This window comes from Novosphingobium sp. UBA6272, from assembly GCF_002440635.1.
Classification (GTDB): Bacteria; Pseudomonadota; Alphaproteobacteria; order Sphingomonadales; family Sphingomonadaceae; genus Novosphingobium.
Window position 1 is genome coordinate 61,540 of sequence record NZ_DJUW01000034.1, and the last position, 25,534, is coordinate 87,073.

The window sequence follows — 25,534 nt, forward strand, 5'->3', positions numbered from 1 at the left end:
CGGGGGGCGACATGGGCGAGGAAACAACGGCGGATCGCGGCGGGCTGATCGAACCGGGGCGCTTCCTCGACGATCTGCAGCACCCCGGGCTGGTCTCGGCAATCGATCTGGCGCGTTGGCTGGCGGCTTTCGTGGTGATGATCGGCCATGCCCGCTTCCCGCTGCTCAAGGGCTACGGCCTGCTCGCCCCGGAGCAGCGGCCGTTGTGGGTCCAGGGCTGGTACTTCGTCACCGGCTATTTCGTCGAAGCCGTGCTGGTCTTCTTTGTCCTGTCGGGCTTTCTGGTCGGCGGGATGGTGGTGGCGCGGCTCAGCCGCGGCAGTTTCGATCCGCCGGGCTATGCAGTCGACCGGTTCAGCCGGCTCTACACGGCCTTCCTGCCGGCACTGCTGCTGACCGTGGCACTTACCTGGATCGGATCGACCTGGTTCAACGGCACCGGCCTTTACGACGCCAGCAACCCGACCTTTGTCGAGAAAGGTACCCCGATCAACTTCGCCGCCAATGCCGGATGGAGCACGTTCCTCGGCAATGCGGCGATGCTGCAGTTCTATTTCGTCGAACCTTATGGCTCGAACCCGCCGCTGTGGACGCTGTCGAGCGAATTCTGGTTCTACATGGTGTTCGGCCTGTTCGCCGCCGGATCGTTGAAGCGCGGAGGCGGGCGAATCGGCTTGTCCCTAGCTGCTGCGCTCTGCCTGCTCATTCTGGGACCGATGTTCTGGCTCTATTTCGGGATGTGGCTGATCGGAGTCGCCGCCGCCGTGCTGCGCCCGCCCCGGCTGCCGATCGCCCTGCCTGCGCTGGCCTTGCTGGGGGCCATGCTGCTGTTCCGGCGCTATGCCGATGCCGCACTTGCGCCGACCGACATGGTCCGGTTCTCGGTCCAGTACGGGATCTGTCTGGCGACCGGGCTGCTGCTGCTTGGTTGGCGCGCTCGTCCGCCGCAATGGGCGGTGCGCTTTGGCGGCTTCAACAAGGCGATGGCCGACTTTTCCTACAGCCTTTACCTGACTCACTTCCCGGTGATCATCATGCTGGTCGCGGTATTGGGCAGTGTGACCGACAACCCCGGCTACGCCAGCGGCTTTGCCCCGACTGATCCGCTAGCGCTCGCCACCTATGCCGCTGCGGTCGTGCTGTCGCTGGCGTTTGCCTGGCTGTTCTCGCTGGCGACCGAGCGGCAGACCGCCAAGGTCCGCGGCTGGCTCAAGTCCCGGCTTGCGCGCGCTTCCAGGCCTGGAACATGAGCACTGCCCACAGCGGCTGAGTCGCATCCTCCCGCCCGGCAAGGTGATTGGCCCAGCGCTGGCGGATAACCTGCGGCTCAAACAGACCGTCCGCGTCCAGCGCCGCTTCAGATAGCAGGTCTTCCGCCCAGTCGCGCAACGGGCCCTTCAACCAGACGCCCACGGGAATCGCGAACCCGGCCTTGGGACGATCGACCAGCTCGCGCGGGACATAGCGGTAGAGCAGGTCCTTGAGGATCGCCTTGCCCCCGCCCCGCGCGAACTTCAGCGCCGGATCGATCCGCGCCGCCAGCGCGGTGACCTGCGGATCGAGGAACGGGATCCGCGATTCGAGGCTGACCGCCATCCCGGCCCGGTCAACCTTGGCGAGGATATCGTCGGGCAGATAGGTCACCGCATCGGCGTGCATCATCTGCAGTTCGAGCGGCAGCCCGGCCAGACGCGGATCGGTGTGCAGCGGCCGGGTGCAGCGCTGTCCACCGGCCAGCGGCGATGCGCGATCGGCCCAATCGTCCATGAATCGGTCGAACAGCGTGTCGAAATCATCGGCGCGTGACATCTGCTTCAGCGCGCGCTGTGCATTGTGGCCGAACCAGGCAGAACGGCGACGACGCGCGAGATCGGACAGGCCGTTCCACAGCCCCGGTGGCATCGCACCGGCACCGCCCAGCGCCGCGCGGCGCAGCGGCCCGGGAACCTTGCGCATCGTCCGCCACAGTCGCGGGAACTGGATATGCCGGTTGTATCCGCCGAACAGTTCATCCCCGGCATCGCCCGACAGCGAAACGGTGACCTGCTGGCGCGCCAGTTTTGAAACGAGGTGCGTCGGGATCTGCGACGAATCCGCGAAAGGCTCGTCATAGATCGCCGGCAATTGCGGGATCACCGCCAGAGCGTCGGCCGGGCTCAGGTAGAGCTCGGTGTGATCGGTCCCCAGCACGGCGGCGACCTTCTTGGCATAGACCGCCTCGTCGAACCCGCTTTCGTCAAAGCCGATCGTGAAGGTCTTGATCGGGCGACTGACGCACTTCTGCGCGATTGCAGTGATCAGCGAGGAATCGATCCCGCCCGAGAGGAAATTGCCCACCGGTACGTCAGCCACCAGCTGCCGCCCGACTGCCCCGGTCAGCACGGCATCAAGCGCCTCGAGCGCCTCGCCCTGGTCAGAAATCGGATCTGCAGCACCGGCCAGCACTTGATCGGCATAATCAAACCAGCGCTCGACCACCGGCTGCGTGCCCGGCGCGGTATCGCCCGAAAGCGTGAGCAGGCAGCCCGGCTCGAGTTTGGCGATACCGTGGTAAATTGACAGCGGCGCCGGCACATAGGCCCGCGCCATCAGGCAAGCGAGCGCCTCGCGGCACACCGGATTGGCAAACCCGGGCGTAGCGGCGATCGGGCCAAGGGTTGAAGCAAAGGCAAAGCCCGCTGCGGTCCAGCCATAGTACAGCGGCTTTTCGCCAAACCGGTCACGCGCCAGCACCAGTTCGCGGCGCTGGTGGTCCCACACCGCCAACGCAAACATGCCCGATAGCCGCGGGAGCGCATCGCGCACCCCATAAGCGGTGAAGGCGGCCAGCATCACCTCGGTGTCAGAATGCCCGCGCCATGGCGGCGCCTTGCCCGCACTTTCCAGCTCGGCGCGGAGGTCCTGGAAGTTGTAGATTTCGCCGTTGTAGGTGACGGTGTAGCGCCCGCAGGCCGAACGCATCGGCTGGTGCCCGGCTTCGCTCAGGTCAATGATCGCCAGGCGGCGATGGCCGAAGCCGAGCCGGCCATTGTCTCCGATCCAGTCGCCCGACGAATCCGGCCCACGCGGCACGATCCGGTCGGTCATGGCCCGCAGCAATTGAGAGGTGATCGGGACGGATTGGCTGTAGAGCCCGGCGATGCCACACATGGCCTCCGGTTATGCAATTCGCGCGGCTATGTCCATCTGCTTGCCGAACCCGCGTAAGCCATGTGATCCAAGGACATGGTCGTTGCCATGCCCGAAAAGCGCTGTATTAGGCGCCGTGTGACCGTCGCATATGCCAATCCCGCCACCAGCCGTCCCCTCCGCCTTGAAGGCGATAGCTATGTTGATGACGCCGGCGGCAGCTTTCCGGTAGTTGCCGGGATCCCCCGATTCTGTCCGGCCGAGAATTACGCCACCAACTTCGGCAAGCAGTGGAACCTGTTCGATACCACCCAGATTGACGGTGAAGGCGTGGATAGCGCAGTCAGCAGCGTGCGGCTGTTTGCGGAAACCGGGTGGACGCCCGAAGCTCTCAAGGGACTGACCGTCCTCGAAGTAGGCTCCGGAGCCGGGCGGTTCAGCCGGGTCCTGGTCGAGCAGACCGAGGCCACCCTTTACAGTGTCGACTATTCATCGGCGGTCGAAGCGAACTGGCGCAACAACGGCGTGATCGCCAACGGTCGGCTGCACCTGGCCCAGGCCAGCATTTACGAACTGCCCTATGCACCGGGCAGCTTCGACAAGGTCCTGTGCCTGGGCGTGCTCCAGCACACACCTGATTTTGCCAAGTCCGTCGCCGCGCTGGTCAAAATGGCCAAGCCCGGCGGAGAGATCGTGGTCGATTTCTATCCGATCCGCGGCTGGTGGACCAAGCTCCATGCCAAGTACCTGCTCCGCCCGATCACCAAGCGCATGTCGCATGATCGCTTGATGCGCCTGATCGAGCGCAATGTCGGCTGGATGGAAAAGCTGGTCGAGGGCCTGCGCCGAATTGGCCTTGGCCGGCTGGCCCGCTTTGTCCCGCTGGTCGATCCCAGCACCCTACCAAGCGAACTTACTGCCGAGCAGCGCCGCGAATGGCTGGTGCTCGATACCTTCGACATGTTCTCTCCGGCGCACGACCATCCCCAGCGGGTGATGACCGTCGCGCGGATGTTCGAACACGCCGGAGCCAAGGTCACCTTCGCCGGATTCGTAAACAACGGGGTGAATGAAGCCGCTGTAGTGCGCGGCGTCAGGCCGGCCTGATCTAGGCCGCGCTGGCAGATCCGGGCAGGCGCAACCAGCTTACGCGCAGCCCCAGCCGCCGCCGCGCAACCAGATCCGAAGCGGCGCCGACCACGGTCAGGGAAACCAACTGGGCCAGCGCCGCGCCTACCGCACCATAGATCGGGATCAAAGCCAGCGCTGCGACAATCCCGCCCAGTACGGCAATCACGTAGATCACCGTCAGCGGCCGCTCCAGATCGGTCATCAGCAGCAGGATCGGCCCCATCCCGAACAGGCTGAAGGCCAGCTGGGCGATCGCAATCACCAGCAGGGGCTGCGCTGCGCCGGCGTAAGGCGCGCCGAAGGCCAGGGTAACCAGTGCTTCGCCGAACAGGGCCAGCACCAGTACGATTGCTCCGCAGATAGCGGTCAGCATCAGGCTGACCTTGCCGAGCAAGGCCTGCAGCTCGCCCTCCCCGCCGTTGCGGAAAAGCACCGCCAGGCGCGGGGCAAGGACAACATGGAACACGCTGATCGGCATATTGATCAGCGCCGCGCAGGCTAAGGCGACACGAAACCATCCGAGTTCGGTCCCGGCAACCAGCCAGCCCATCAGGATCAGGCCGTAGGTGCCGTCGAGCTGCCGCAGCACATCGACCACCCCCAGCGGGATTGCTGCACTAAGCCAGGGCTTACGGACAGCGCCGGACGTTTGATCTGTTGAACGCGTGGCGCGCAGGAACCAGTACTGGCAGATCGCCGCCGCTGCGAATGCTACCACCAACTGGATCATCAGCACCGAGCCGATATCGGGTCGCCCGAAGGCCAACCAGGCAACCAGAACCAACGTCAGCGCCGCGACCGGTCGGCCGAGGATGTCCATGAACTGGCCCTGGGTCATCTGCCCGACCCCGCGCAGTCCGGCGGAAAGGACGACGGTCTGAACCGCCAGCACATTAAGTAGAGAACCGATCAACCAGTGACGCGGCTCGACATTGAGGAACGGTTGGTCGAGCAGCAGCAGGATTGCCGCCAAACCCACCGGGACGAGCGAGGCAAGCAGGCTGGCTGATTGAAAGGTCCCGCTCCGCGCCCGCACCGCGGCGAGCGCATTCTCGCTGGCCAGCACCGCAAATTCGCGCACGGCCAACTGCGGGGTGCCCAGCTGGCAGAACGTGGTCGCCAGCGCCGCCACCGAAATGACGAGGCCATAGATCCCGAAATCGGCTGGGGACCAAAGCCGTGCTAAAACCAGCCCCAGGCCGAACGTACCGAGCAGACCGGCAATCCGCAGTGCCAGGCTGGCAGCCATCGAAAGCAGGGCCCGACCGTCGAGCCTGAAAGCGGGGATCGCGCTGCGCAGTCTTGCCTGCATCGCTTGCCAGGCCATGTCGCAAGGTCCCTTTGCTGTGCCGGGGAGAAAGCCTCGGTTGCGCCGCAAGGTCCACTCGACTAGTGAAACCGGCATGCTCCGATCGACCCTCAGCGCCGTAAAGCGATTGCTACCGACGTTCAAGGGCTATTGGCACTTCGGAAAATTCGTCAATATTTATGGTAACTTCACTGTTGTGAACGCGGCGAATATCAAAATCGGGAACAATGTCGCGATCAATCACGATGTTTTCCTTCTCGGCCGTTGCGGCATTGCTATCGGCGATCACGTCGTTTTATCGGCAAGGGCCATGGTGATGGACGGCGGACTCGATATCGGAAGGTCGCATGCGGCTGGTAGCGACCATGTCGACCGCCCGGTCGAAATTGGCCACGGTGCATGGATTGGCGCTGGTGCTATCATATTGCCCGGGGTCGTAATCGGACCCGGCGCTGTCATTGGTGCCGGATCGGTCGTGACCAAATCGGTTCCGGCCAGAGAAGTCTGGGCCGGCAATCCTGCCGGCCCGATCCGCAAGCCCGAGTGACCGATAACGATACTGACAAACGCAGATAGTGCTCTCTGGCGTTGAGCCGGTCGGCAATTGGCTCTAGGCACGGCACCAAACCACTCCCGCAGGATCAAAAGCCCGAATGCTGATCTACTGGATACTTCTGGCTTTTCCTGCGCTCATGGCGGTCGCCTATCCTGTGAACCCGGATCGCCGGCGGATCAGCCCGGCGCAGGGGATTGGCTATCTCTTTTTCCTGCTGCTCTACACCGTGGTCGCCGCGATCCGCTTTGAAACCGGCGGCGACTGGCTGACCTATGACTTGCTCTATGATGATATCCGCACCGATACCTTTGCCCATGCGCTGACGGTCACCGATCCGCTTTATGGCCTGCTTAACTGGATCGGGGCTGAAACGGGGCTTGGTATCTACTTGGTCAACGCCGTGTGCGGCTGGGTGCTGGGTTCCGGGGTGATCCAGGTTTCTTTGCGGTTTCGCGAACCCTGGCTGGCGATAACTATGGCCGTGCCATATCTGCTGATCGTGGTCGGGCTTGGTTATGTCCGCCAAGGCGCCGCGATTGGCGTGATTCTGATGGCAATCGCCTCGTTCGACCAGTCCAAACCGTTGCGAACGCTTGTCTACCTGATGGTGGCTATGGCTTTTCACGCCACCGCCGTTGTTACCCTGCCAATGTTCACCTATGCCGTTACCGCACGTCACAAGTTGCTCGGCGTGCTGATCGCGGTGCTGGGCGTAGCCGTCTTCTATTTGCTTATCGCGCCACGGATTGAGGTCTTCGAAGCGGGGTATGTGGCGAACGAATATGATTCGGGCGGCACCTTCACCCGCCTGGTCATGAGCCTCATCCCATCTGCCTTGCTGCTTTGGCGGTGGCGACATTTCGGAACCAGCGAGCGCGTCCGCTCGGTCTGGGTGTCGATCGCGATCGCCAATTTTGCCGCACTCGCCGCACTGGGCCTGATTTCATCATCCACCGCGGTTGACCGGATCGCGCTGTTCTTTTCTCCAATCCAGATAGCAGTCTTTGGCGAGTTTCTTGCGCTGGTTCCGCTTGGTCAGCGCTTCACCATTCCGATCCGACTGTTGCTGATCGCGACTGCGGCCATGGTCCAGATCGTCTGGCTGGTCTTTGCGACTCACGCCGAGTTCTGGGTCCCCTATCGTTCGATCCTGGAATTCCTTTGAGCCTTCCTCCCCCTGCCCCGCTCATTGCCGTTTGCGCGAACCAGGCCTGGAACCTGGTCAATTTCCGTGCTGGCCTTATTGCCGCTTTGCTCGGCAGGGGCTTCCGCGTGCAGGCCATCGCTCCGCCCGATATAGAAATGGAACGCAAGCTGGCTGAGCTGGGTTGCGGTTTCACGCCTGTGCCGCTGGACGCAGCCGGCCTTGCCCCGCACCGCGACTTGGCGACGCTCCTGGCCTTCCGGCGGATCATAGCCAATTTGCAGCCGGCCGCTTGGCTCAGCTGGACAATCAAGCCCAATGTCTACGGCTCGCTCGCTGCCGGGCTTGCCGGGGTGCCGGCCTTTCCCAACGTTTCCGGCCTTGGCACGGCCTTCATCCGCCGCAACCTGCTCACGCTGATCGCCAAGCAGCTTTACCGCACCGGCTTCCGCCGTGCCCCCACGGTTTTCTTTCAGAATGAGGATGATCGCGCTGAGTTCATCGGCGGCGGCATCGTCCGCACCTCGCAAGCGCATGTTCTTCCCGGATCGGGCATTGATGCGCAGGCCTGGGCTCCTCCCCCCGGTGGCCGGCCAGCGCCACGCCAGTTCCTGATGCTGTCGCGGGTCGTGGCCGACAAGGGCGTACGCGAATATGTCGAAGCGGCACGCCAGGTTCGTCAATTCTGGCCCGATGCGCACTTCGTCCTGATGGGTGAAATTGGTGTGGCGAACCGTACCGCGATCCCTCGCGCAGAGGTCGAGAGCTGGATTGCAGAAGGTGTGATCGAACACCGCGAGCCGGCGAGCGATGTTCGCCCGCATATTGCAGGTGCCGATTTCATCGTCCTTCCCTCATACCGTGAGGGCTTGTCGCGGGTTTTGCTGGAAGCGGCAGCGATGGGCCGGCCAATCGTCACCACCGATGTGACCGGTTGCCGTGATATCGTTCGCGAAGGAGAAAACGGGTTTCTCTGCGCTCCCCGCGATGCTGGTTCGCTAGCTGCCGCGCTTGAGAAGGCCTGTGCATGTGCCGATGCAAGATGGCAGGCTCTGGCGGATGCCGGGCGGGCGCGGGTGGTGGAGGAGTTTTCTCAGGAACGCGTTACAGCGCTTTATCTGGAAGCAATGGCCCGGTCTGGCGTCATTCCGCCCCAAGCGACATGATCGATGGGTTACAGGCCTTTGCATCGTGTCAACCATGTTCTAGAAGCCGGGTCTTCGCGCTTCGTCGGTATCCCGGCGAACCACGATCGCGGACTTACCGAAGGAGACGAGTTTTGGGTGCGCAATTGGCTTTGAACGGCGGTTTGCGGTCCCTGCTCCGCGCGGCAATGTTGCTGGTCGTGGCGCTGGGGATCAGCGCATGCAGCACTCGCGGCGGTAATGTTCCTTATGCCCCTGCCGACTTTGGCGCGCCGGACAAGGTGCAACCTGCCGATGTTGCCTATGATCTTCCACTCGGCCCACTTGATATGCTGCGGGTCAGTGTTTTCCGCGTTCCCGAACTATCGGGCGACTATCAGGTTGACGCAAAAGGCATGCTGGATCTGCCGCTGATCGGCGCGCTGAACGTTCGGGAGTTCACCCCCCAGCAACTGGGTGAGGAGCTTGAGCGGCAGTATAGCAGGCGCTACCTCAACAATCCCGAAATCACCGTGCGGGTAACCAACAGCAACAACAACAGCGTCACCGTTGAAGGCGGGGTCAATGGCCCCGGCATCTACCCGTTGCCTGGCAAGATCACACTGGTCGGCGCTATCGCGCTCGCTCGCGGGGTCTCCATTCAGGACGGTAATCCGCGGCGAGTGGTCGTCTTCCGCAAAAGCGGGGGCAAGACGCTCGCCGCTGCGTTCGATCTGGTTTCGATCCGGCGCGGCGAGATGGAGGATCCGGCGATCTTTCCCGGCGATACCGTTGTGGTCGACAGTTCCACCACCCGGCCGCTCTATCGCGACTTGATGATGAGCCTGCCGCTCTTCACCATATTCACCCAGCTCTGATCTTGCCCTGGCAATCGCTCGAACAAAGGAACTGAATCGCAATGCTATTGCAAGGCAATCCGCCCACCGGTGGCCAATCCCAGCCGGGAGCTGCGCAACCGCATCAGGGCGACCACGGTTTTGACATTTCCCACATTCTGCACATGCTTGCAGAACGCTGGAAGCTGATCCTGGCAGTCAGCATTGCCGGTCTGGTTCTGGGAATTGCAACGGCCCTGTTGACCACACCGCAGTATCGCGCCTCCACCCTGATGCAGTTTGACCCAGGCTCCACCGACGTGCTGGAACCAGGCAAGAACGGCCAGGCCCGCGTGCGTGGGCCCAGCGGGGAAGCAATCGCAACCCAGATTGGTCTGCTTCAAAGTGAATCGCTGGCCCGCCAGGTTGCCCAGGATCTGAATCTAGTAGCCATGCCCGAATTTGGCGGTGACAGTGGCACGCTGGAACAGCGAACCGATCGCGCGACGGCAATCTTGCGGGGATCAACCAGTGCCGAAGTCGTTAAGGGCAGTACGCTGATCCGGGTCAATGCAGTATCGAATGACCCCGCTATGTCCGCGAGGATCGCCAATGCTCTATCGCGTGGGCACATTTCCGCCAATATCGAACGTCGCTTCAACGCTTCGTCCTATGCCCGCAAATTTCTTTCTGATCAGCTGACCCGCACCAAGGGCGCGCTGGAGGAATCCGAACGCAATCTCAACAGCTATGCGATCAGCGCGGGGATGTTCCGGCAAAGCGGCCAGAACAACGAAGGCAAGACAGTTGAAGGCGCATCGCTTGCCCAAACCGACCTTTCCAAGCTCAACGATGCCTTGAAGCAGGCAGAGATCAACCGGATTGCGGCTGAGCAACGCTATCGCAAATCCGAGGTCGATTTTGCCGGCGATGTCGCCGCCAGCGTTTCACCGATGATCCAGCAGCGTGCTGAGCTGCAGGCCCAGTACGATGAAAAGTCGAAGATTTATAAGCCTGACTATCCCACGATGATCGAATTGAAGGCCCGGATCGATCGGCTGGATTCGTCGATCGCTTCGGAACGCAAGCGCTCCAACACCAACAAGCGCGCCGAACTCTATGGCGAGTATCAGGCTGCCGTGCGAATCGAAGCCGAACTGCGCCAGAAGGTCGCCGAAGCGAAGGGCGAAGTCGTGCTCGACCGAAGCCGCTCGATCCAATACAACATCCTGCAGCGTGAAGCCGATACCAACCGCGCGCTCTATGATGCCCTGCTGCAGCGCTACAAGGAAGTTGGCGTCGCCGGGGGCATCGGTCAGAGCGAAGTGTCACTGGTTGACGAAGCCAAAGCGCCTGGCGGCCCGTTCCGTCCGCGTCCGTTGGTCAATGCGATCGTCGGACTGATCGCCGGGCTTTCGCTTGGCGTTGGCCTGGCTCTCGCTCTGCAACTGCTGTTCGATACCATCGCCGAACCGCGCGATGTTCGCAGCAAGCTGCACTTGTCGGTGCTGGGCGCAATTCCGATGGAACCGGACAGTCGGCCACCGATGGAGGCGCTGGCGGATCGCAAATCGGAGTTGTCCGAGGCCTACCATTCGGTCCGAACCGCGCTCAAGTTCGCGCGGCCCGAAGGGCTCCCCTCCAGCCTGCTGGTCAGCTCGACCCGTCCGGCCGAGGGCAAGTCGACATCGGCCTATGCGATCGCACTGACCGTGGCCAAGCTCGGCAGCAAGGTCTTGCTGATCGATGCCGACCTGCGCAAGCCGACTTTCGCGTCAAGCCGCAAGGACGGGCATGGCCTGGGCTATCTGCTCAACAGCGACGATCCACTCCTGCCGCTGATCGAGAAGACCAAGACCGACAATCTCAGCCTACTCCCGGTCGGGCGGTTTACCGGCTCTGCGGCTGACTTGCTCAGCTCGAACCGATTGCCGCTGCTGATCAAGGAAGCAGCCGATGCCTTTGACATGGTCGTCATCGATGCACCGCCGGTTCTTGGCCTGGCCGATGCACCGTTGCTGGCGTCGGTCGCCGAAGCCACCGTCCTGGTGGTCGAAAGCGGCCGTTCGCGCACCGCGGATGTCCAGGAGATGGTCCGACGGCTTGCCGACGCCGGGGCACACCTTGCCGGGGTTATCCTGACCAAGATCTCGATCAAGCGTGGTCGATATGGTTATGGCTACGGCTATGGCTTCTACGGATCCGAAGCGGATGAACGCGGTGCAATCACCGAAGCGGCACGGCGCATCGATGTTGCCTGATTGCGGTTTCAGCACGCCATGATTCATCAGAAAATTGCGAATCTGATCTCCGGTCATCCTAGAGTCTCGTCGCTGGGGTTGTTTGCGGGCTTGTCGCTGGCAGTCCTGTTTTCCGGCATCGCCCGGGTCGCTGAAACTCCGGCCGCCGGGGCCTCGGGCCGGCTAGACCGGATCGCGCCAGGCTCGCTTGGCGAAGTGCGCTTCCAGCTCGCGAAGATCGGGATGGACCGGGTTGATGTCGATCCCGCCACCGCCCAAATCGCCTTGCGCGGTGTTCCGCTGGCCAGCGATCCCCTGGCGGCATTGGCAGCGCGAGGCCTTGCTGATGATCCCCGAGGCAGCTCCGGCAAAGAGGCCGCGCTGCTCGCCGAGGCACTGCGCCGCGATCCCCGTTCGCGGCCAGCCCGGATACTGTTGTTGCGCCAGATGGCCGCCAATGGCAACTTGAAGGGCGCATTCGACCAACTGGCGGTGTTCAGTCGGCTCAATCCCGGACTGGTTGAAGCGATCATGGAGGCTATTACCGCGCGGGTTGGAACCGTCAGGCAGGTCGACGATGCCCTTTCTGCAATCGCAGGGCATGACGGACTTTACCTGCCTTTCGTCAATCGCATGGTCGGCAAGCGCAAGCCGCCCGAAGTGGTCTTGCACATGGCTCAAAAGCTCCCTGCAGCAGTGATCGCCAAGCCGGAAATCCGCCGCAGCGTGGTGCGGCAATTGGTCGATGCGGGGCTGTTTAGCGATGCCCGCAGATTGTGGCAGCAAGGCTTGCCCAACGCAGGAGTTCGCTTGGTTCATTCGCCCGATTTCGCCGATCGTGCAGCCCCGCCACCATTCAACTGGCAGCTCTATGTCGGCCCGACCGGTGCGGCCGAACGGGCCAGGAATGGCGGACTTTCAATAGCCTACTATGATCGCAACCCGGGCTTGCTGGCGACCCAGCTACTCACCTTGGTCCCAGGAAGCTACCAGGCCATGGCCGACTACGAGGTAATAAGCGGGACGCCCGACAATGTGCGGCTGCGCATCGTCTGCCAGGGCAACGGGACCGTACTTGGCGAAGCGGGACTGGTTCAGCGCAAGCCTGGTCTAAACCGCTTGAGCCTGAATTTCTCCGTTCCTGGAAACGGATGCAACGGACAGATGTTGGCTGTTGCAGGTGTTGCCACCGAAGAACGCGGTGAGAAGCACCTCCTCGTAAAACGCATCGACGTTGTTGCAGGAGGCAGCAAATGACGCTTCCGTTGCGCCATTGGTTGGTTCTCATCTTCGTATTGCTAACGCTCGGGCTCGGCGGCGCGAGCGCGGCCGGCTTTAGCGGCAATCTGTTCCTACAATTCGCAGGGGCATCTTTGATTGCCTACTCGGTCTGGAATATCGATCGGGCCGGTGACTTGACAACGGGACTGGGCCGATTCCTGATCGCATTGCTGGGCCTCTTCCTGCTTCAGTTCCTCCCACTGCCCCCCGCGCTCTGGCGCCTCATGCCAGGGCGCGAGGCAGTGGCGTCGGGCTATGAGCTGGCAGGTATGAGCCAACCCTGGCTAACCTACTCACTCGATCCATGGGGCTCGCTGCATAGCCTGCTTTGGTGGATCCCGGCTCTGGCCATTTTTATGGCGATGCGCGCAAAGAACGCCCCCCCAGCCCGCCTGGTCATCTGGCTGATCGCCATCGTCGCCTATGCCTCGGTAATCCTGGCTGCGGCCCAGGCCTTTGGTGGCTCTGGCTACTTCTATACGATAACAAATCGCGGCAACGGGGTTGGACTGTTTTCGAACAGCAACCATTTCAGCAGCTTCATGCTCGTCTCGATGGCGCTGCTCGCCGGTCAGGCCCTCCATGATCGCCCGACCGGTCGGCACGGCAAGAACCCCAACACTCCGGACTATATCCTTGCCGCCCAGTTGGCTCCGCTCGCCTTCGGGGTATTCCTGTCAGACTCCTTGGCCGGTCAGATGCTGATGATCCCCGTGCTAGGCGGCATAGTGCTTCTGGCGCGCCCGACCTGGCAATTGCGTTGGCAATTGGTCCTCGCCGTGCTCGCCATTTTTGCTGTCGGCATGGTGTGGCTCTTGACCTCGGGACTCGCCGCCAACGATCTGATGGCCAAATCCGGCACTGCCGGAATCAGCCGGGGTGAGTTTCTCGCCAATGGCAGCCAGATGCTCAAGGATTTCGCACCATTTGGCTCTGGCATTGGAACCTTCCAGGATATCTATCCGTGGTATGAAGATCTTGCCAAAGTCGGCACAACTTACGCCAACCATGCGCACAATGATTTGCTCGAGCTGACTATTGAAACGGGCCTTCCCGGTTTAATGGTGCTGGGTCTGTTCCTGGTCTGGTTGGGCAAACGATCCTGGCAACTCTGGACAGGCAACCGCGCCGAGAACCTCGTCGCCCTGTCCGCCAGCCTCGCCATATTTGCAGTGATGCTGCACAGTCTGGTCGACTATCCGCTCCGCACCGCAGCTGTCAGCGGCTTGATCGCCTTGTGCTGTGTCCTGCTTTCCCGCTCTGCCGAAGCGCGAGGGGTAAGCGCCCTGCCCGATTCCGGCAGCGGCAAGCGCGAAGTCCTGCTCGAGATCTGAGCGCTGAAGCTGGGGGCTAGCTTACGTCTCCACCCCCAGTAGGTGGAAAAGCACCTCAATTCAAACTTCAACAAACAAAAGAGCCGGAGCTTTCGCTCCGGCCCGCATTGCTTTGTGGTCTTAAACCTCCGCCTCGGTTAGGGGAGGCTTCGGATCAGTACCAGCTCAGGGGCTGGCGGGATCGTCGAGGGCCAGGATCAGACCGACAACGGCAGCAGCGCCGAGCAGCACAAACAGCAGCCAGCCGCCACCGTCTTCATTACCGAACAGCTGCTCCGACTGAGCAACCGGGGCAGCGTCGCGCGCCGGGGCGTTGCCAGCGGCCATCGCCGGGCTAGCGGTCAGGGCGAAAGCCGCTGCGGCGGCCATCAGTTTCTTTGTCATCGTCATCAGCCGAGGCTCCTGTTGGACTAAACTTGCCGTCACCCCTTAACAGCGGATCAGGCGGTTGGCAATTAACTCTTTTCTTCGAAAGCGAATTTGGCTCAAGCACCTCAAGCCTTTCTATTCGCTTAACGCGTCATGCTACTAAGCGATGAAACCACTGTGACAAGCATCAGAAATGCGATGAGCCGTGCGGCTGGACCGACGAATGTTCTGAGCCTAGGAAACGGTATGGGCCGGATTGCAGCATTTCTCATAACCGTGTGTTTTTTGAAGGCTTTTCCGGCCATGGCCGATTCGGTCCCTAGCCATTCGCAGTTGCAAAGACTGGCCGTCGTAGATCTGCGAGTCGCCTCAATCGGCTATCGCTTGCTGACTGCCAATAGCGCACGATGCACAATGCTGATGCCGGCAAACGGACTTCTGCTGCATTCATTGCCCCAGTACCGCGCGGAATTGCGAGATGAAGCCGTTTCAATCTGGACTTTCCCCGCTGCCGTCTCAATCGAAGCTGTCGTACCCCAAGGCCCGGCAGCCCGTGCCGGAATTCGCAGCGGCGATGGTTTGCTCGAAATCGAAGGACAGGCCTTGCCGCAGAGCTTGTTGCCAGGCCAGCCGACCACTGGGCTTCGGGATCATGCCGAAGAACTGTTGCAGGCTCGCCCCCCTGCCGGGCCGATTGCTTTGACCATTCGGCGCGGCGATCACAATTTAACTGTCATGCTGGCTTCGGTTCCAGCTTGCCGCAGCAAAATAGAGGTCGCCCCTGGGCTCAAGGGCGCAGCTCGATCGGATGGGCGGACAATCCAGCTCGGTCAGGCATTTGCTGAAAGCATCGACGATGATGGCCTGGCAGTCGCAATTGCGCACGAACTCGCCCACACAATACTCAGCCATCGCAAACAGTTGGCAAGCCTTGGGGCCCAAGGCCGCAGCACCAGAGCCCTTGCCCGCCGCTTCGAGGACGAGGCTGATTTGCTAAGCCTTGCGTTGCTTAGCGACGCCGGCTGGGATCCGGCCATCGCGCCGCGCTTCATGCGCGCGCAAGGCAAGCGCTATGATCCCGTCTTGCCGGGTTCGGGCAAGCACCGTAGCGCCGAAGACCGCGCGAGGCGGATGGAGCTATATATCCGCAGTGGCCGCACCGCTTTTGTCGAATGGCTTGGATCGGGAGCCCCCCTTGGTTAGCCCGACCCAACGCCGCACTGGCCGCCTCGCCCGCTGGCCGCGATTGCAACGGCTGGCCGGGTTTGTCAGGAGGGTCACGTCGCCGACCCTGCGGACTGTCCATCGCCTGCAGCACCAATCGGCTGAACTATTACAGCCGTTTCCCGATACGATGCCTGACCGCCATCCGGCCCTCTTTGCGCACGCGCGGCGGGTTCTGGCGGAAAATCCGGGGCCGCGTCTGCTCTCGTTCGGATGTTCGACCGGGGAAGAGCCGCTGACCCTGCTCCGCTATCTTCCTGAAGCTCAAATCGATGCGGTGGAAATCAATCCGAGGAGTATCGCGATTGCACGAAAGCGGGCGAACGAGGCCGGTTGCTCAACCATCACATTCCACCAGTCCGGACTGCCGCCGCGAGACACAAGTTATGACGCGGTATTCTGCCTATCGGTCCTCCGCCACGGCGAGCTCGATGCCGCCATGCCCGCCTTGTGCACCCAGATCCTGCCTTTCCGGCGGTTTGACGAAACCCTCCAACTGTTCGATCAGATCCTAAAGACTGGGGGTCATCTCTATGTTTGGGGGAGCAATTTCCGGTTCTCTGATTCCTCGATTGCCCCCCGCTATCAACCCATCATGCTGTCCGATGCACCGCCGCATCCTGGGGCCATCTATGGGTCCGATGACCGTTTGATCGATAGCCGGGGCAACACCGTTTTCGTGTTTCGCAAGGAGCGATCGGCCGCATCTGCCTGATCCGCCGCCAGCCGATTGCCATTGCAAGCCAAGATGCATACCCTGCGCAGAGCAAGTGGAGACGGCGCTGCTGCCATGGCCCGCTGCGGGCATGATGATCGGGGGAACGGTGAAAGTGAAGACCTGCCAAAAGCAGCGCCCGGCAATGCCATGACTTTGGCACCGGCCTCTCCGGCAATGCGGCTCTCGCTAGCGCTCACCGGGCACCGCGAAGGCAATGTCGCCTTTGCTGCCAATCGCGCTGCGATCGTTACGCAGCTTGATGCTATCTTTCAGCAAATCAGTGAAACGTCAGCTGCCAACGCAGATCAACTTGTCCCCCTGGCAGCCACGCGGCTGCATAGCCTGATCGCCGACGGGACAGATCAGATCGGTATGACCCTGGGGGCAAAACGCGGCTGGGAACTGGTGGCACCGCTGCCGGCCGGGCGCGATCTGAATCTGGCGATCAATTCGCACGCCACCAGCGTGGACGATGCCTTGGCCTTGCTTGGCGGCGCCAACCCGCCCGATCCGAAATGCGCCGCGGCCGCAGGAGCGATCCGTCATTGGTATGATCGTTGCCTGCTGTTTGAGCTGGCTGATAGTGACGAAGTTCTGGCCGCGCAGTTCATCGCCAGCCTTGAAAATCTGGCTGACCGTGAAGCTTCCCACCGTTTTTCAGCCACCGTTTCCGCCCAGGTCGCACTGGCTGGACGAGTCATGATTGAGCAGTCGGATTTCATGATTGCGGTTTGGGACGGTCGCAGCGCCAATCTGATTGGCGGCACCGGTCACACGATTTCCATTGCGCTCGATCGGGGGTGTCCGGTGGTGCGGATCGACCCGGCCAACCCGGCTGGCTGGCACATCCTCCATGCGCCCGAATCGCTGGCCGCCCTTCCCCCAAGCGAAGACCGCGAAGCTGCCCTCGACGAGCTGGTACAACGCGCGCTCCGGCCCGGCGAAGGTGGGGCGCTGCGAAGCGGAGCCGAAAGCCTGGCGGGCGAAGCCTGGCACAGCCACAGTTCGCGATTGTGGACCGGCTACCGCCGGATCGAAGCCATGTTCGGCGGTGATGGCCGGCCGTTCCGTTCATTGGTGACGCAATACGAATCCCCAACGGAAATCGCGAGGGGCAGCGGTCGGTCCGTACTCGCCGCCGCCGCCGATCTGCCCGGAGGAGACTCCGCGCTTCCGCCGCGGATCGAAGCCGAGGTCATGCGCCGGTTCGCCTGGGCGGACGGAATCTCGGCCCGACTATCCGATGCTTACCGCGGAGGCATGACCCTCAGCTTCGTATTCTCGGTCATGGCGATCATCTCTGGCATATCCTACGAACCCTTCGCCGGAGCCGAATACAAGTGGCTGTTCGCGACCGGCGAATTTCTTCTGCTGGCCTCGATTCTGGGGATCATCTGGCTGGGCGGACGTGAACGGTGGCACAAGCGCTGGTTCGAAACCCGCCGGGTCGCCGAGTATTTCCGCCACGCTCCGATCCTGCTGCTGCTGGGTGTCGCGCGGCCGGCCGGTCGCTGGCCCAAGGGGACCGATACTTCCTGGCCCGAATATTATGCCAGGCACGCTTTGCGCGGACTGGGCCTGCCACGGGTCGCCGTCACGCGGGAATATCTGCGCCGGGCCGCAACCGATCTGCTCGATGCCCATGTTACCGCGCAGCGAGACTACCACCGCGCCAAGGCAAAGCGCCTCAACACAGTCCACCACCGGCTGGACAAGTTATCCGAACGGCTGTTCCAGGCAGCTATCGTGTCTGTGTCGCTTTATCTGGCCTGCGCCGCAGGGGCTGCCCTTGGCATTCTTCCGGGCACGTTCGTCAGCAAGCTTGGCAAGTACACTTCGTTCTTCGGTGTGGTTTTCCCGACCCTTGGTGCTGGCCTTGCTGGCATCCGCTACTTCGGTGACTTCGAGCGCTTCGCCGCGATCTCAGAGGTCACCGCCGAAAAGCTCGACAGTGTGCACACCCGGATCGACCTTTTGATGTCAGCGCCGGACCATGCCCTAAGCTATTCCCAGCTATCCGAACTGGCCCATGCAGCCGACGATATCGTGGTCAGCGAAATCGAGAACTGGCAATCCGTATTCGGCGGGAAACACATCACGGTTCCCGTTTGAGTTGTGTTTGGAAAAACGGGAGGAAACCTGCGGGCTTCGCGAGGTCGAAATTCGGTTGGGATGGTAGCGGAGGAGGCGCTATAACTTTCGTCTCAGGCAATTTCAGAGCGTCTCCAACTACTCTGTAAAATCAGCGATTTATCTTGTAACGTGTTCGCGGTCGGTCGCCCTGAATCGCCTGAATTCCCGCTGAAATGTGGGAACGATTGTGGGACCAAATACCCCTGATTTTGGCGGTATGAATCCCTGACAGGGACTCGAACCTGATGGCGCTGACAGTATTGAAAGTGAAGAATGCGAAGCCCGGTCGTCATGTCGATGGGAGGGGCTTGTGCCTGGTCGTGAAGCCCAGCGGCGCGCGCACCTGGGTGCTGCGGATGCAGTTGAAAGGCCATCGCCGGGACTACGGGCTTGGATCGGCGCATGATGTTTCGCTGGCCGATGCCAGAACAGCGGCAGCAGAATTGCGCCACCGTGTCCGTGATGGTTTCGATCCTGTCGCCGAGCGACGCAAGGCGCGGAAGGTCATACCGACCTTCGAAGCCGCAACCCGCACCTGCCATGAAACCCTGGGTGACGGCTGGAAGGACGGGCATCATGCCCGGTGGTTGTCCGGTTTCGAGCGCCACCTCTTTCCGAGCATTGGCAAGAAGCCGGTCGATAAGGTGGACAGCGCTTGCGTCGTCGAGGCGCTGTCCCCGATATGGCTGGAGATACCGGAAACGGCGCGGCGCTTGCTCCAGCGCATTGGTGTCGTGCTCGATTTCGCGCATGTGAAAGGCTGGGTGCCGGAAGAGGTGTCGTTGCGTTCGGTGCGAAAGGGCCTGCCGCGCCAGAACGACAAACGCGGGCACATGGAGGCCATGCCCTATGCCGACGCTCCGGCGCTGATGCAGAAGCTTACCGCCGCGTCCCCAACAACCGGACGCGATGCCCTGCGTTTCACGATCTACAACGCCGTACGATCCAACGAAACGCGCCTCGCAGTGTGGACCGAGTTCGACCTCGAAAACGCGGTATGGACCATTCCCGGCGAGCGGATGAAAGCTGGCGAAACCCATGTCGTGCCGCTTTCGGCGCCGGTTGTCGCGCTGCTGCGCAAGCTTTGGAATGAGCGAACCAGCGATACCGGACTGGTCTTCTCCAATGATGGCAAGAAGCCGATCAGCGACATGACCATGACCAAACTGCTGCGCGACGATGGCTTTCCCAGCATCACCGTGCACGGCTTTCGCTCGACCTTCACGGACTGGGCCGCTGAATGCACGGACTTTCCCAAGGAGGTCGCTGACAAGGCGCTGGCCCACAAGCTGCCCAACAAGGTTGAAGCCGCCTACCGCAGAACCGATTTCTTCGAGAAGCGGCGCAGCCTGATGAAGCAATGGGCGGATTATCTGGGTAATCGCGCCGCGTCAGCGGATAGGGCGGCAGCCGAGCCTATTCCGGCTCGCGCTGCCGCATGACCAGTTTTTGCAGGCTGGCAATTGTGATGCGAGTGGACTTGCCGAGCTTGATGGCCTCAATCTCGCCCGAAGCAACCAACTCGTAGAGCTTTGTGCGACCGACGCCGATCATGCGCGCAGCCTCATTGACCCTCACGCAGATCGGCTCGACCTGAGGCGGCGCTGTCACTGCGCCGCGCTCTCATTCCGGTATGACACCGGATCATCGATCCAGCGGTTCACGGCGGATTCGCGCCAGCCCGCACCATGAATGCTGATCTTGACCTGGGACGGAAACGTCCCCTCGGCAATCTTGCGATACATGGTGGAGCGGGACAGGCCGGTAGGGGAGAGAACGGTTTTTAGGCGGATGATTCTTTCGAGGTTGGACACGGGACTTGCTTCCATTTGTTGGCAGTTACTGACATCCCCTCGGAAGCAAGCATTGGATGTTCAACTATCTGGCGCAAGCGTGTTTTCACTGTCATCCGGTCCCAGTGTGCTCTGGGTAAGCATGACAGCGGGAAGGTAAGAGAAGGCTACGGAAGAATTGAGACGGTCACGGACTGCAAAGCCGGGCAACAAATGAGAGTGGGCGATTTTGTCTTTTTGCCGCCACTGGGGCGCAAGTGCGATGATTGTGCGTACTGCTGACGGAGAATTGCGCCACGACCGGCGGTATTTGAGCGCGAATCGCGCTCTTTTGCGCACTTGGGCTAAAAGGACCGCTTTGCGTCCCACCGCCCATCGTTCAAGTTTACCGGCGACGCGTCATGTTGAAGTGGAATGTCAGAAGGTTAGAACTATTCAGCTGCAATGGCCCGTGGCGGAGCCCTGACGACGCCAATCTCAATCCCCAGAGTGCCACCTACGCGCCATTCAGGCGGCGTAACTCGTGGGCTTGACGCGATTGCAGTGATGCCACGCTTACCCAGTTCCGCCTTGATCGCAGTTGCGATGGCGAGTCCAAGAGCCCGGTCCTCGTCGCTGGCGTTGCCATTGCTGAAACCGGCCACGGTAATGCCTTGAACACCCCATCGATCGACGGCCCAAAAGGCTGTCTCCAGCGCCTCATTCACGACAGGGACGCCATCCTTCAACGTCAGGGGTACAATCAGGCTGGCTTGTACTGGCGGAATGATCCGCACCTGCCAGCCGTCGCCTTTGGCCGCCGCCAGTTTCTCGACGGCTCGATAGTCCGACAGGGTCCAGCCATCTGCGGAAAACGGAACTAGTTGTACGGTACGCTCTGCCCGGTTGACCCAAAGTGCCTGGGTTGGGAGGCCGGTGGCTTCGCGAATGGCGACAAGTGGCGGCACATCACGGGCAATGCCATTCGCGGACCGCTCCACCGCCGAATCCACGATCGCCTGAGTCTGCGACCCGATATCGGCGGCGACAACCTGTTGCAGATTCAGCCGGGGCTGCACGCCCCAAAGCTTTGCAAGGCGTTCGGCAATACGTTGCTCGGCGTCGTTACTGTATCGGGGCGAGACAATCACGGCATCGATTGATGGACTGCCGCGCAAAGGCCACTTCACCTGTAACTGAGCGATGTTTGCCGATTTCAGTTTCAGCTCGCTCAGCAGCATCTGCCGCACAGTCGCCTGCGCCCTAGCTTCAGCGGTCACCCGATAGAGTGTGACGGCCAAAGGCGTTGCCAGCAGCAGAAAGGCAGCGAAACCAGCCACGATAAAGCGGGGGGTGAGTTCGACATTGCCAAGCGGTCTTGCCGCGCCGCTGAACCTCGCGATCAGCGCGAAGGAAAAGGCGATTGCTGCCAGATTGGTCAGGAACAGCAGGAATGCCCCGACAGCGAAACTGATACTTAAGACGCCAATCCCGTATCCGACTGTTGCTAGCGGCGGCATCAGCGCGGTTGCAATCGCCACTCCTATGACAGTCGCCCCCTTTTGCTGCACGGTGGCATAGGCTCCGGCGATCCCGGACAAAATGGCAATCACGAGGTCGAGCAAAGTCGGTTCGGTTCGCGCGATGATTTCAGGCGTGGCATTATGAATGGGGCTGAGCCAGGTGAGGATTACGCCCGTCAGAATGCCAATCGCTGCGCCAATCGAGACGACCTTGAGCGAATCCCGGATCTGATGGCCATCAAAAGAGGCAAAGCCAAAACCAAGTGCTGCGATCGGCCCCATCAGCGGTGAAATGAGCATCGCCCCGATCACCACGGCTGTCGATGATTGCAGCAATCCGAGTGTCGCTATACCCGCCGACAACGCGCACATCAGCATGTACGATTTGGTCAGGCTGCCTTCGTCTCGGACGGTCTTCCTGAGAGTGCTGCCAGGCTCTCCCTGCAGGTCGGGAAACAGGCCTGTCTTGTCGATCTGGCGGCGAAACGACAGGAACGAGTAAAGAATGCTCTGGCGTAGTTGCCCAAGGCGAGAAGGTGGTGCCGGCGTATCGGGTATCATGCGCCGCCCCCGTTGGTCCTGCCATGCCGCACGGTCAGCCGTTTTATCAGGCCGCCGATACTACCGCCCTGGATGATTACTGCAAACAGCACGACGACGAAGGTCGCCGCCACGATTGGCGACCGGAATTCACCTTCGGGCAGTGACAACGCCAAGGCGATTGAAATCCCGCCGCGCAATCCGCCCCAAACCAAAGTCGGGCGCGAAAGCGGGCCAAGATCGATCCAGCGCCGAAGCAAGGCCAATGGAGCGGAAACGGAAATCCAGCGCGCGAGCAATGCCAGGGGTATTGCTGCCACACCCAGCAGCAACAGCCCAGGTTGGCGGGAAACCAACACCACTTCCAGACCAATCAAAAGGAACAGAACGGCGTTGAGAATCTCGTCGATCAAAGCCCAGAACTTGACCAGGTAGTCGCGCGTCATGTCGCTCATGGCATGGGCGACACCGGCATTGCCGATCAACAATCCGGCGACTGCCATGGCGACCGGGCCGCTGACGTGCAGCATCTGGGCAAAACTGTATCCGGCCATCACGACCGCAAGGCTGATGGTCACTTCGACCGTGTATTCATCGATGCTGCGCATCGCCCGAAACGCAATCCAGCCGACCAAAGCCCCGAATGCCGCTCCCCCGAAGGCTTCGCGAGCGAAGTCTTGCGCTGCGTGTGACCAGCTGAATTCAGCCTGTCCCATTGCCACGGTCAGCAGGATGGAAAAGACCACCACGCCCACGCCGTCGTTGAACAGGCTTTCACCCGCGACGGTGGCTTGAAGCGAAGGCGGCACAGCTGCGCGCTTGAGGATCGCCATGACCGCCACTGGATCAGTCGGGCTGATCAATGCGCCGAACACCAGCGCCCAGGAGAATGGCAGCGAAATGCCTGCAAGCCCCGCGATCCACCAGATCCCGCCACCCACGATCGCGGTCGAGACGAGCACCCCAACGGTTGCCAGAATGAAGATCGGCACGCGATTGGCGCGCATTTCCTGCCAGTCCACATGCAGGGCTCCGGCAAACAGCAGGAACGAAAGCATGCCTTCCATTAGCGCCTTGTGAAAATCAATGTTGACCAGAAAGGCCTCGACTGTCGTGGTAATTCCCCACTTGGGGAAAAAGGCGCCGAGCGCGATGACGAGCAGCGAGGCAATAGCCCCCATCAAGGTCATGCCTACCGAAGATGGCAGTTTGAGAATACGGTGGTTGACGTATCCGAGGGCAGCGGCAAGCAGCACGAGGATGGCCGCGATGTCGAAGGGTGACAGACTGGCGGAATGCATTGAATCTTAGCCCCAAAAATGCGTGATTAAGAATGTCCCAAAAACCAGCACAAGAGCCGTCAAAGGCGTGCCGACTCTGGCGTAATCGGAAAATCGATATCCGCCCGGCCCCCAGACCAGCGTGTTTGACTGATGCCCGATCGGAGTAAGAAAATCGCAAGACGCCCCGATCGCGACGGCCATCAGCATGGCATCAACCGGCACCCCCGTAGCAACCCCCGCACTCGCCGCTATCGGCCCCATGATCAGCACCGCAGCGGCATTGTTCAAAAAGGGCGTGACCGCCATGGTCAAGCCCAATGCCATGGCAATCAGCACCCATTCGGGCCGTCCCTGCCCAACCGAACTGATCAGGCTTGCCACCGATTCTCCAGCGCCGCTCTTAGAGAACGCTTCCGCAACCGGAATAAGCGCTGCCAGCAGCAATATGATTGGCCAGTCGATGTCTTGATAGACGTGGCCTTTCAATCGGCCTGTCAATCCGAGTGCCGTGACACCGAGAAGCAACGCCACCGACAAGCTGGTTAAGCCGGCTGATGCCGTCAAAATGGCAACGAGCAAGGCTCCTAGCGGCAGCCAGTCGGCAGCCGTGGCGCGCAGGTTCAGCGCACGCTCTGCGAGCGGCAGGAGGTGAAACGTGTCGGTTACTTCGGTGCTGCGGTCTGCGGCGACCTGCAGCAGCAGGACGTCGCCGCCTTGGAGGCGCAGCGATGCCAGACCTTCGGCAATGTTCTTGCCCTTGCGGCTGACCGCAACCAGCGATGCGCCGTGCCCAGCAAGCGCTTGGCTCGCATTTTCGTGTTGAATCAGGTGGCTCTTGTCGGTCACTACGCATTCGATGAACGAGCCTTCCAGCAGGTCATCTTCAACGTCGCTGGCCAGTTCCAGGCCATACCTCTCCAGCGCCAACTCCACGATCGGCGCACGCCCTTCGACCTGGACGATATCGCCAGCCAGAAGTGCCCGGCTGAGACGAGGCGCGGTTACCAGCACTCCGCCCCGATCGATGGCGTGAACCGCAAGACGATCATCATTCCCGCCAACGGCAGAGAGCTGCTCGACGGTCAGTGGGCGCGAAGGTCCCCGCTTGGGGACCCGCAATTCGAACAAGTAATCTGCGATGCGGAATTTGAGTGGCTCGCCTTCGCTGGAGGCTCGCTTCGGCAGGAATCGGACCATGAATATGGTCAGCAGCAATCCGGCGGCAGCCAATGGCAAGCCGACCCGGGCGAAGTCAAACATAGCGAAAGGCGCTCCGCCGTAGTTGGTTCGAAGTTCAGCAAGGATGACGTTCGGCGGCGTGCCGATCAGTGTCACGAGCCCGCCCAGCAGCGAGGCGAAAGCCATCGGCATCAAAATCCGGCTCGGGGAAACTTTCGCAGAGCGGCAAGTAGCAAGAGCGGCAGGCAACAGCAGGGCAAGCGCACCCACATTGTTCATGAAAGCCGAGGCAACGCCGCATAGTAATGCAAACACAATAGCTATGCCGGTTTCAGCCCGCATCCAGCGACGGAAGGGCCTCAAGGCGCGTGCCAACATACCCGAACGCGAGATCGCGGCGCTTATGACCATGACAGCCGCCACGGTTATTACCACCGGATCGGCAAAGCCGGTAAATGCCTGTTTCACTGGAACAAGGCCAAGAACTAAGCTGGTTCCGAGCATCGCCAGAGCTACCAGATCATGCCTGATCCGGTCAGTGGCGAAGCCCACCAGACCGACTAGAAAGATGGCAGCGATCAAGATTGCATTGTAATGTCCGGTCATTTGACACTGGTTAGAGGATCATCACCAGCAAAGCGATCAAAACTGATCCCTACGGGTCGGCAGGGCATTGCGCGCGCCGATCTAGGCTCAGGACTCATTGCGG

At 61.3% G+C, this 25,534-nt stretch carries 21 protein-coding genes; 13 read left to right on the forward strand and 8 right to left on the reverse strand.

The genetic code is table 11. The annotated features are described in order from the left end of the window. Positions 1 to 11 precede the first annotated feature (11 nt). A complete protein-coding gene (locus B2V17_RS15935; RefSeq protein WP_292999413.1) occupies positions 12 to 1,250 on the forward strand; it encodes an acyltransferase family protein in 1,239 nt (412 codons plus the stop codon). On the opposite strand, the gene asnB is transcribed toward B2V17_RS15935, so the two are convergent. After that, complete coding sequence (gene asnB / locus B2V17_RS15940; protein WP_292999415.1) at positions 1,210 to 3,150, reverse strand: asparagine synthase (glutamine-hydrolyzing); 1,941 nt, start codon at positions 3,148 to 3,150, stop codon at positions 1,210 to 1,212. The genes B2V17_RS15935 and asnB overlap by 41 nt on opposite strands. A gap of 117 nt (positions 3,151 to 3,267) precedes the next feature. Between asnB and B2V17_RS15945 the strand changes: the two genes are divergently transcribed. Further along, positions 3,268 to 4,236 (forward strand): class I SAM-dependent methyltransferase, encoded by a 969-nt coding sequence (locus B2V17_RS15945; RefSeq protein WP_292999417.1) that lies wholly within the window; start codon positions 3,268 to 3,270, stop codon positions 4,234 to 4,236. Position 4,237: 1 nt separating this feature from the next. Here B2V17_RS15945 and B2V17_RS15950 read toward each other — a convergent pair whose 3' ends face one another. Next, positions 4,238 to 5,587 carry an oligosaccharide flippase family protein gene (locus tag B2V17_RS15950; RefSeq protein ID WP_292999419.1) on the reverse strand — a complete coding sequence of 450 codons (1,350 nt, stop codon included), beginning with the start codon at positions 5,585 to 5,587 and terminating at the stop codon, positions 4,238 to 4,240. Between the two features lie 76 nt (positions 5,588 to 5,663). On the opposite strand from B2V17_RS15950, the gene B2V17_RS15955 reads away from it, so the two are divergent. The 7 genes from B2V17_RS15955 (at position 5,664) to B2V17_RS15985 (ending at position 14,084) form a co-directional block, all read left to right on the forward strand. After that, positions 5,664 to 6,116, forward strand: a complete 453-nt coding sequence (locus tag B2V17_RS15955; protein WP_292999421.1) for an acyltransferase — start codon at positions 5,664 to 5,666, stop codon at positions 6,114 to 6,116. Between the two features lie 106 nt (positions 6,117 to 6,222). Then, a complete protein-coding gene (locus tag B2V17_RS15960; protein WP_292999423.1) occupies positions 6,223 to 7,290 on the forward strand; it encodes an EpsG family protein in 1,068 nt (355 codons plus the stop codon). Then, positions 7,287 to 8,435 carry a glycosyltransferase family 4 protein gene (locus tag B2V17_RS15965; protein WP_292999425.1) on the forward strand — a complete coding sequence of 383 codons (1,149 nt, stop codon included), beginning with the start codon at positions 7,287 to 7,289 and terminating at the stop codon, positions 8,433 to 8,435. Before B2V17_RS15960 ends, B2V17_RS15965 begins: the two co-directional genes overlap by 4 nt. Positions 8,436 to 8,602: 167 nt before the next feature. Next, complete coding sequence (locus tag B2V17_RS15970; protein ID WP_292999427.1) at positions 8,603 to 9,271, forward strand: polysaccharide biosynthesis/export family protein; 669 nt, start codon at positions 8,603 to 8,605, stop codon at positions 9,269 to 9,271. Between the two features lie 41 nt (positions 9,272 to 9,312). Further along, positions 9,313 to 11,490, forward strand: coding sequence for a GumC family protein (locus tag B2V17_RS15975; protein ID WP_292999429.1), 2,178 nt, complete (start codon positions 9,313 to 9,315; stop codon positions 11,488 to 11,490). Positions 11,491 to 11,508: 18 nt separating this feature from the next. Beyond that, the gene (locus tag B2V17_RS15980) at positions 11,509 to 12,726 is read left to right on the forward strand and encodes a hypothetical protein (RefSeq protein ID WP_292999431.1); all 1,218 of its coding nucleotides are present in this window, start codon (positions 11,509 to 11,511) and stop codon (positions 12,724 to 12,726) included. Beyond that, complete coding sequence (locus B2V17_RS15985; RefSeq protein ID WP_292999433.1) at positions 12,723 to 14,084, forward strand: O-antigen ligase family protein; 1,362 nt, start codon at positions 12,723 to 12,725, stop codon at positions 14,082 to 14,084. Before B2V17_RS15980 ends, B2V17_RS15985 begins: the two co-directional genes overlap by 4 nt. 165 nt (positions 14,085 to 14,249) lie before the next feature. Here the strand turns inward: B2V17_RS15985 and B2V17_RS15990 are convergent, their stop codons facing one another. Continuing rightward, positions 14,250 to 14,474 (reverse strand): hypothetical protein, encoded by a 225-nt coding sequence (locus B2V17_RS15990; RefSeq protein WP_292999435.1) that lies wholly within the window; start codon positions 14,472 to 14,474, stop codon positions 14,250 to 14,252. Positions 14,475 to 14,699: 225 nt separating this feature from the next. Here B2V17_RS15990 and B2V17_RS15995 point away from each other — a divergent pair, with 225 nt between their 5' ends. The 4 genes from B2V17_RS15995 (at position 14,700) to B2V17_RS16010 (ending at position 19,970) form a co-directional block, all read left to right on the forward strand. Then, positions 14,700 to 15,656 (forward strand): PDZ domain-containing protein, encoded by a 957-nt coding sequence (locus tag B2V17_RS15995; RefSeq protein ID WP_292999437.1) that lies wholly within the window; start codon positions 14,700 to 14,702, stop codon positions 15,654 to 15,656. A gap of 43 nt (positions 15,657 to 15,699) precedes the next feature. Continuing rightward, positions 15,700 to 16,392: a class I SAM-dependent methyltransferase gene (locus tag B2V17_RS16000; RefSeq protein WP_292999439.1), complete on the forward strand. Its 693-nt coding sequence runs from the start codon at positions 15,700 to 15,702 to the stop codon at positions 16,390 to 16,392. Between the two features lie 33 nt (positions 16,393 to 16,425). Further along, entirely contained in the window at positions 16,426 to 18,507 is a 2,082-nt protein-coding gene (locus tag B2V17_RS16005) for a hypothetical protein (RefSeq protein ID WP_292999441.1), read from the forward strand. Positions 18,508 to 18,773: 266 nt separating this feature from the next. Next, on the forward strand, positions 18,774 to 19,970 hold the full coding sequence (locus B2V17_RS16010) for a tyrosine-type recombinase/integrase (protein WP_292999443.1): 1,197 nt from the start codon (positions 18,774 to 18,776) through the stop codon (positions 19,968 to 19,970). On the opposite strand, the gene B2V17_RS16015 is transcribed toward B2V17_RS16010, so the two are convergent. The 5 genes from B2V17_RS16015 to B2V17_RS16035 all read right to left on the reverse strand — a co-directional run bounded on the left by B2V17_RS16015 (position 19,945) and on the right by B2V17_RS16035 (position 25,431). After that, a complete protein-coding gene (locus tag B2V17_RS16015; RefSeq protein ID WP_292999445.1) occupies positions 19,945 to 20,139 on the reverse strand; it encodes a helix-turn-helix domain-containing protein in 195 nt (64 codons plus the stop codon). The genes B2V17_RS16010 and B2V17_RS16015 overlap by 26 nt on opposite strands. Continuing rightward, entirely contained in the window at positions 20,136 to 20,342 is a 207-nt protein-coding gene (locus B2V17_RS16020; RefSeq protein ID WP_292999447.1) for a helix-turn-helix transcriptional regulator, read from the reverse strand. The genes B2V17_RS16015 and B2V17_RS16020 overlap by 4 nt, the downstream gene beginning before the upstream one ends. Before the next feature lie 410 nt (positions 20,343 to 20,752). Next, positions 20,753 to 22,384, reverse strand: a complete 1,632-nt coding sequence (locus tag B2V17_RS16025) for a TIGR00341 family protein (protein ID WP_292999449.1) — start codon at positions 22,382 to 22,384, stop codon at positions 20,753 to 20,755. Then, positions 22,381 to 23,664, reverse strand: a complete 1,284-nt coding sequence (locus B2V17_RS16030) for a cation:proton antiporter (RefSeq protein WP_292999451.1) — start codon at positions 23,662 to 23,664, stop codon at positions 22,381 to 22,383. The genes B2V17_RS16025 and B2V17_RS16030 overlap by 4 nt, the downstream gene beginning before the upstream one ends. Positions 23,665 to 23,670: 6 nt before the next feature. Further along, on the reverse strand, positions 23,671 to 25,431 hold the full coding sequence (locus tag B2V17_RS16035; RefSeq protein WP_292999453.1) for an SLC13 family permease: 1,761 nt from the start codon (positions 25,429 to 25,431) through the stop codon (positions 23,671 to 23,673). Positions 25,432 to 25,534 lie beyond the last annotated feature (103 nt).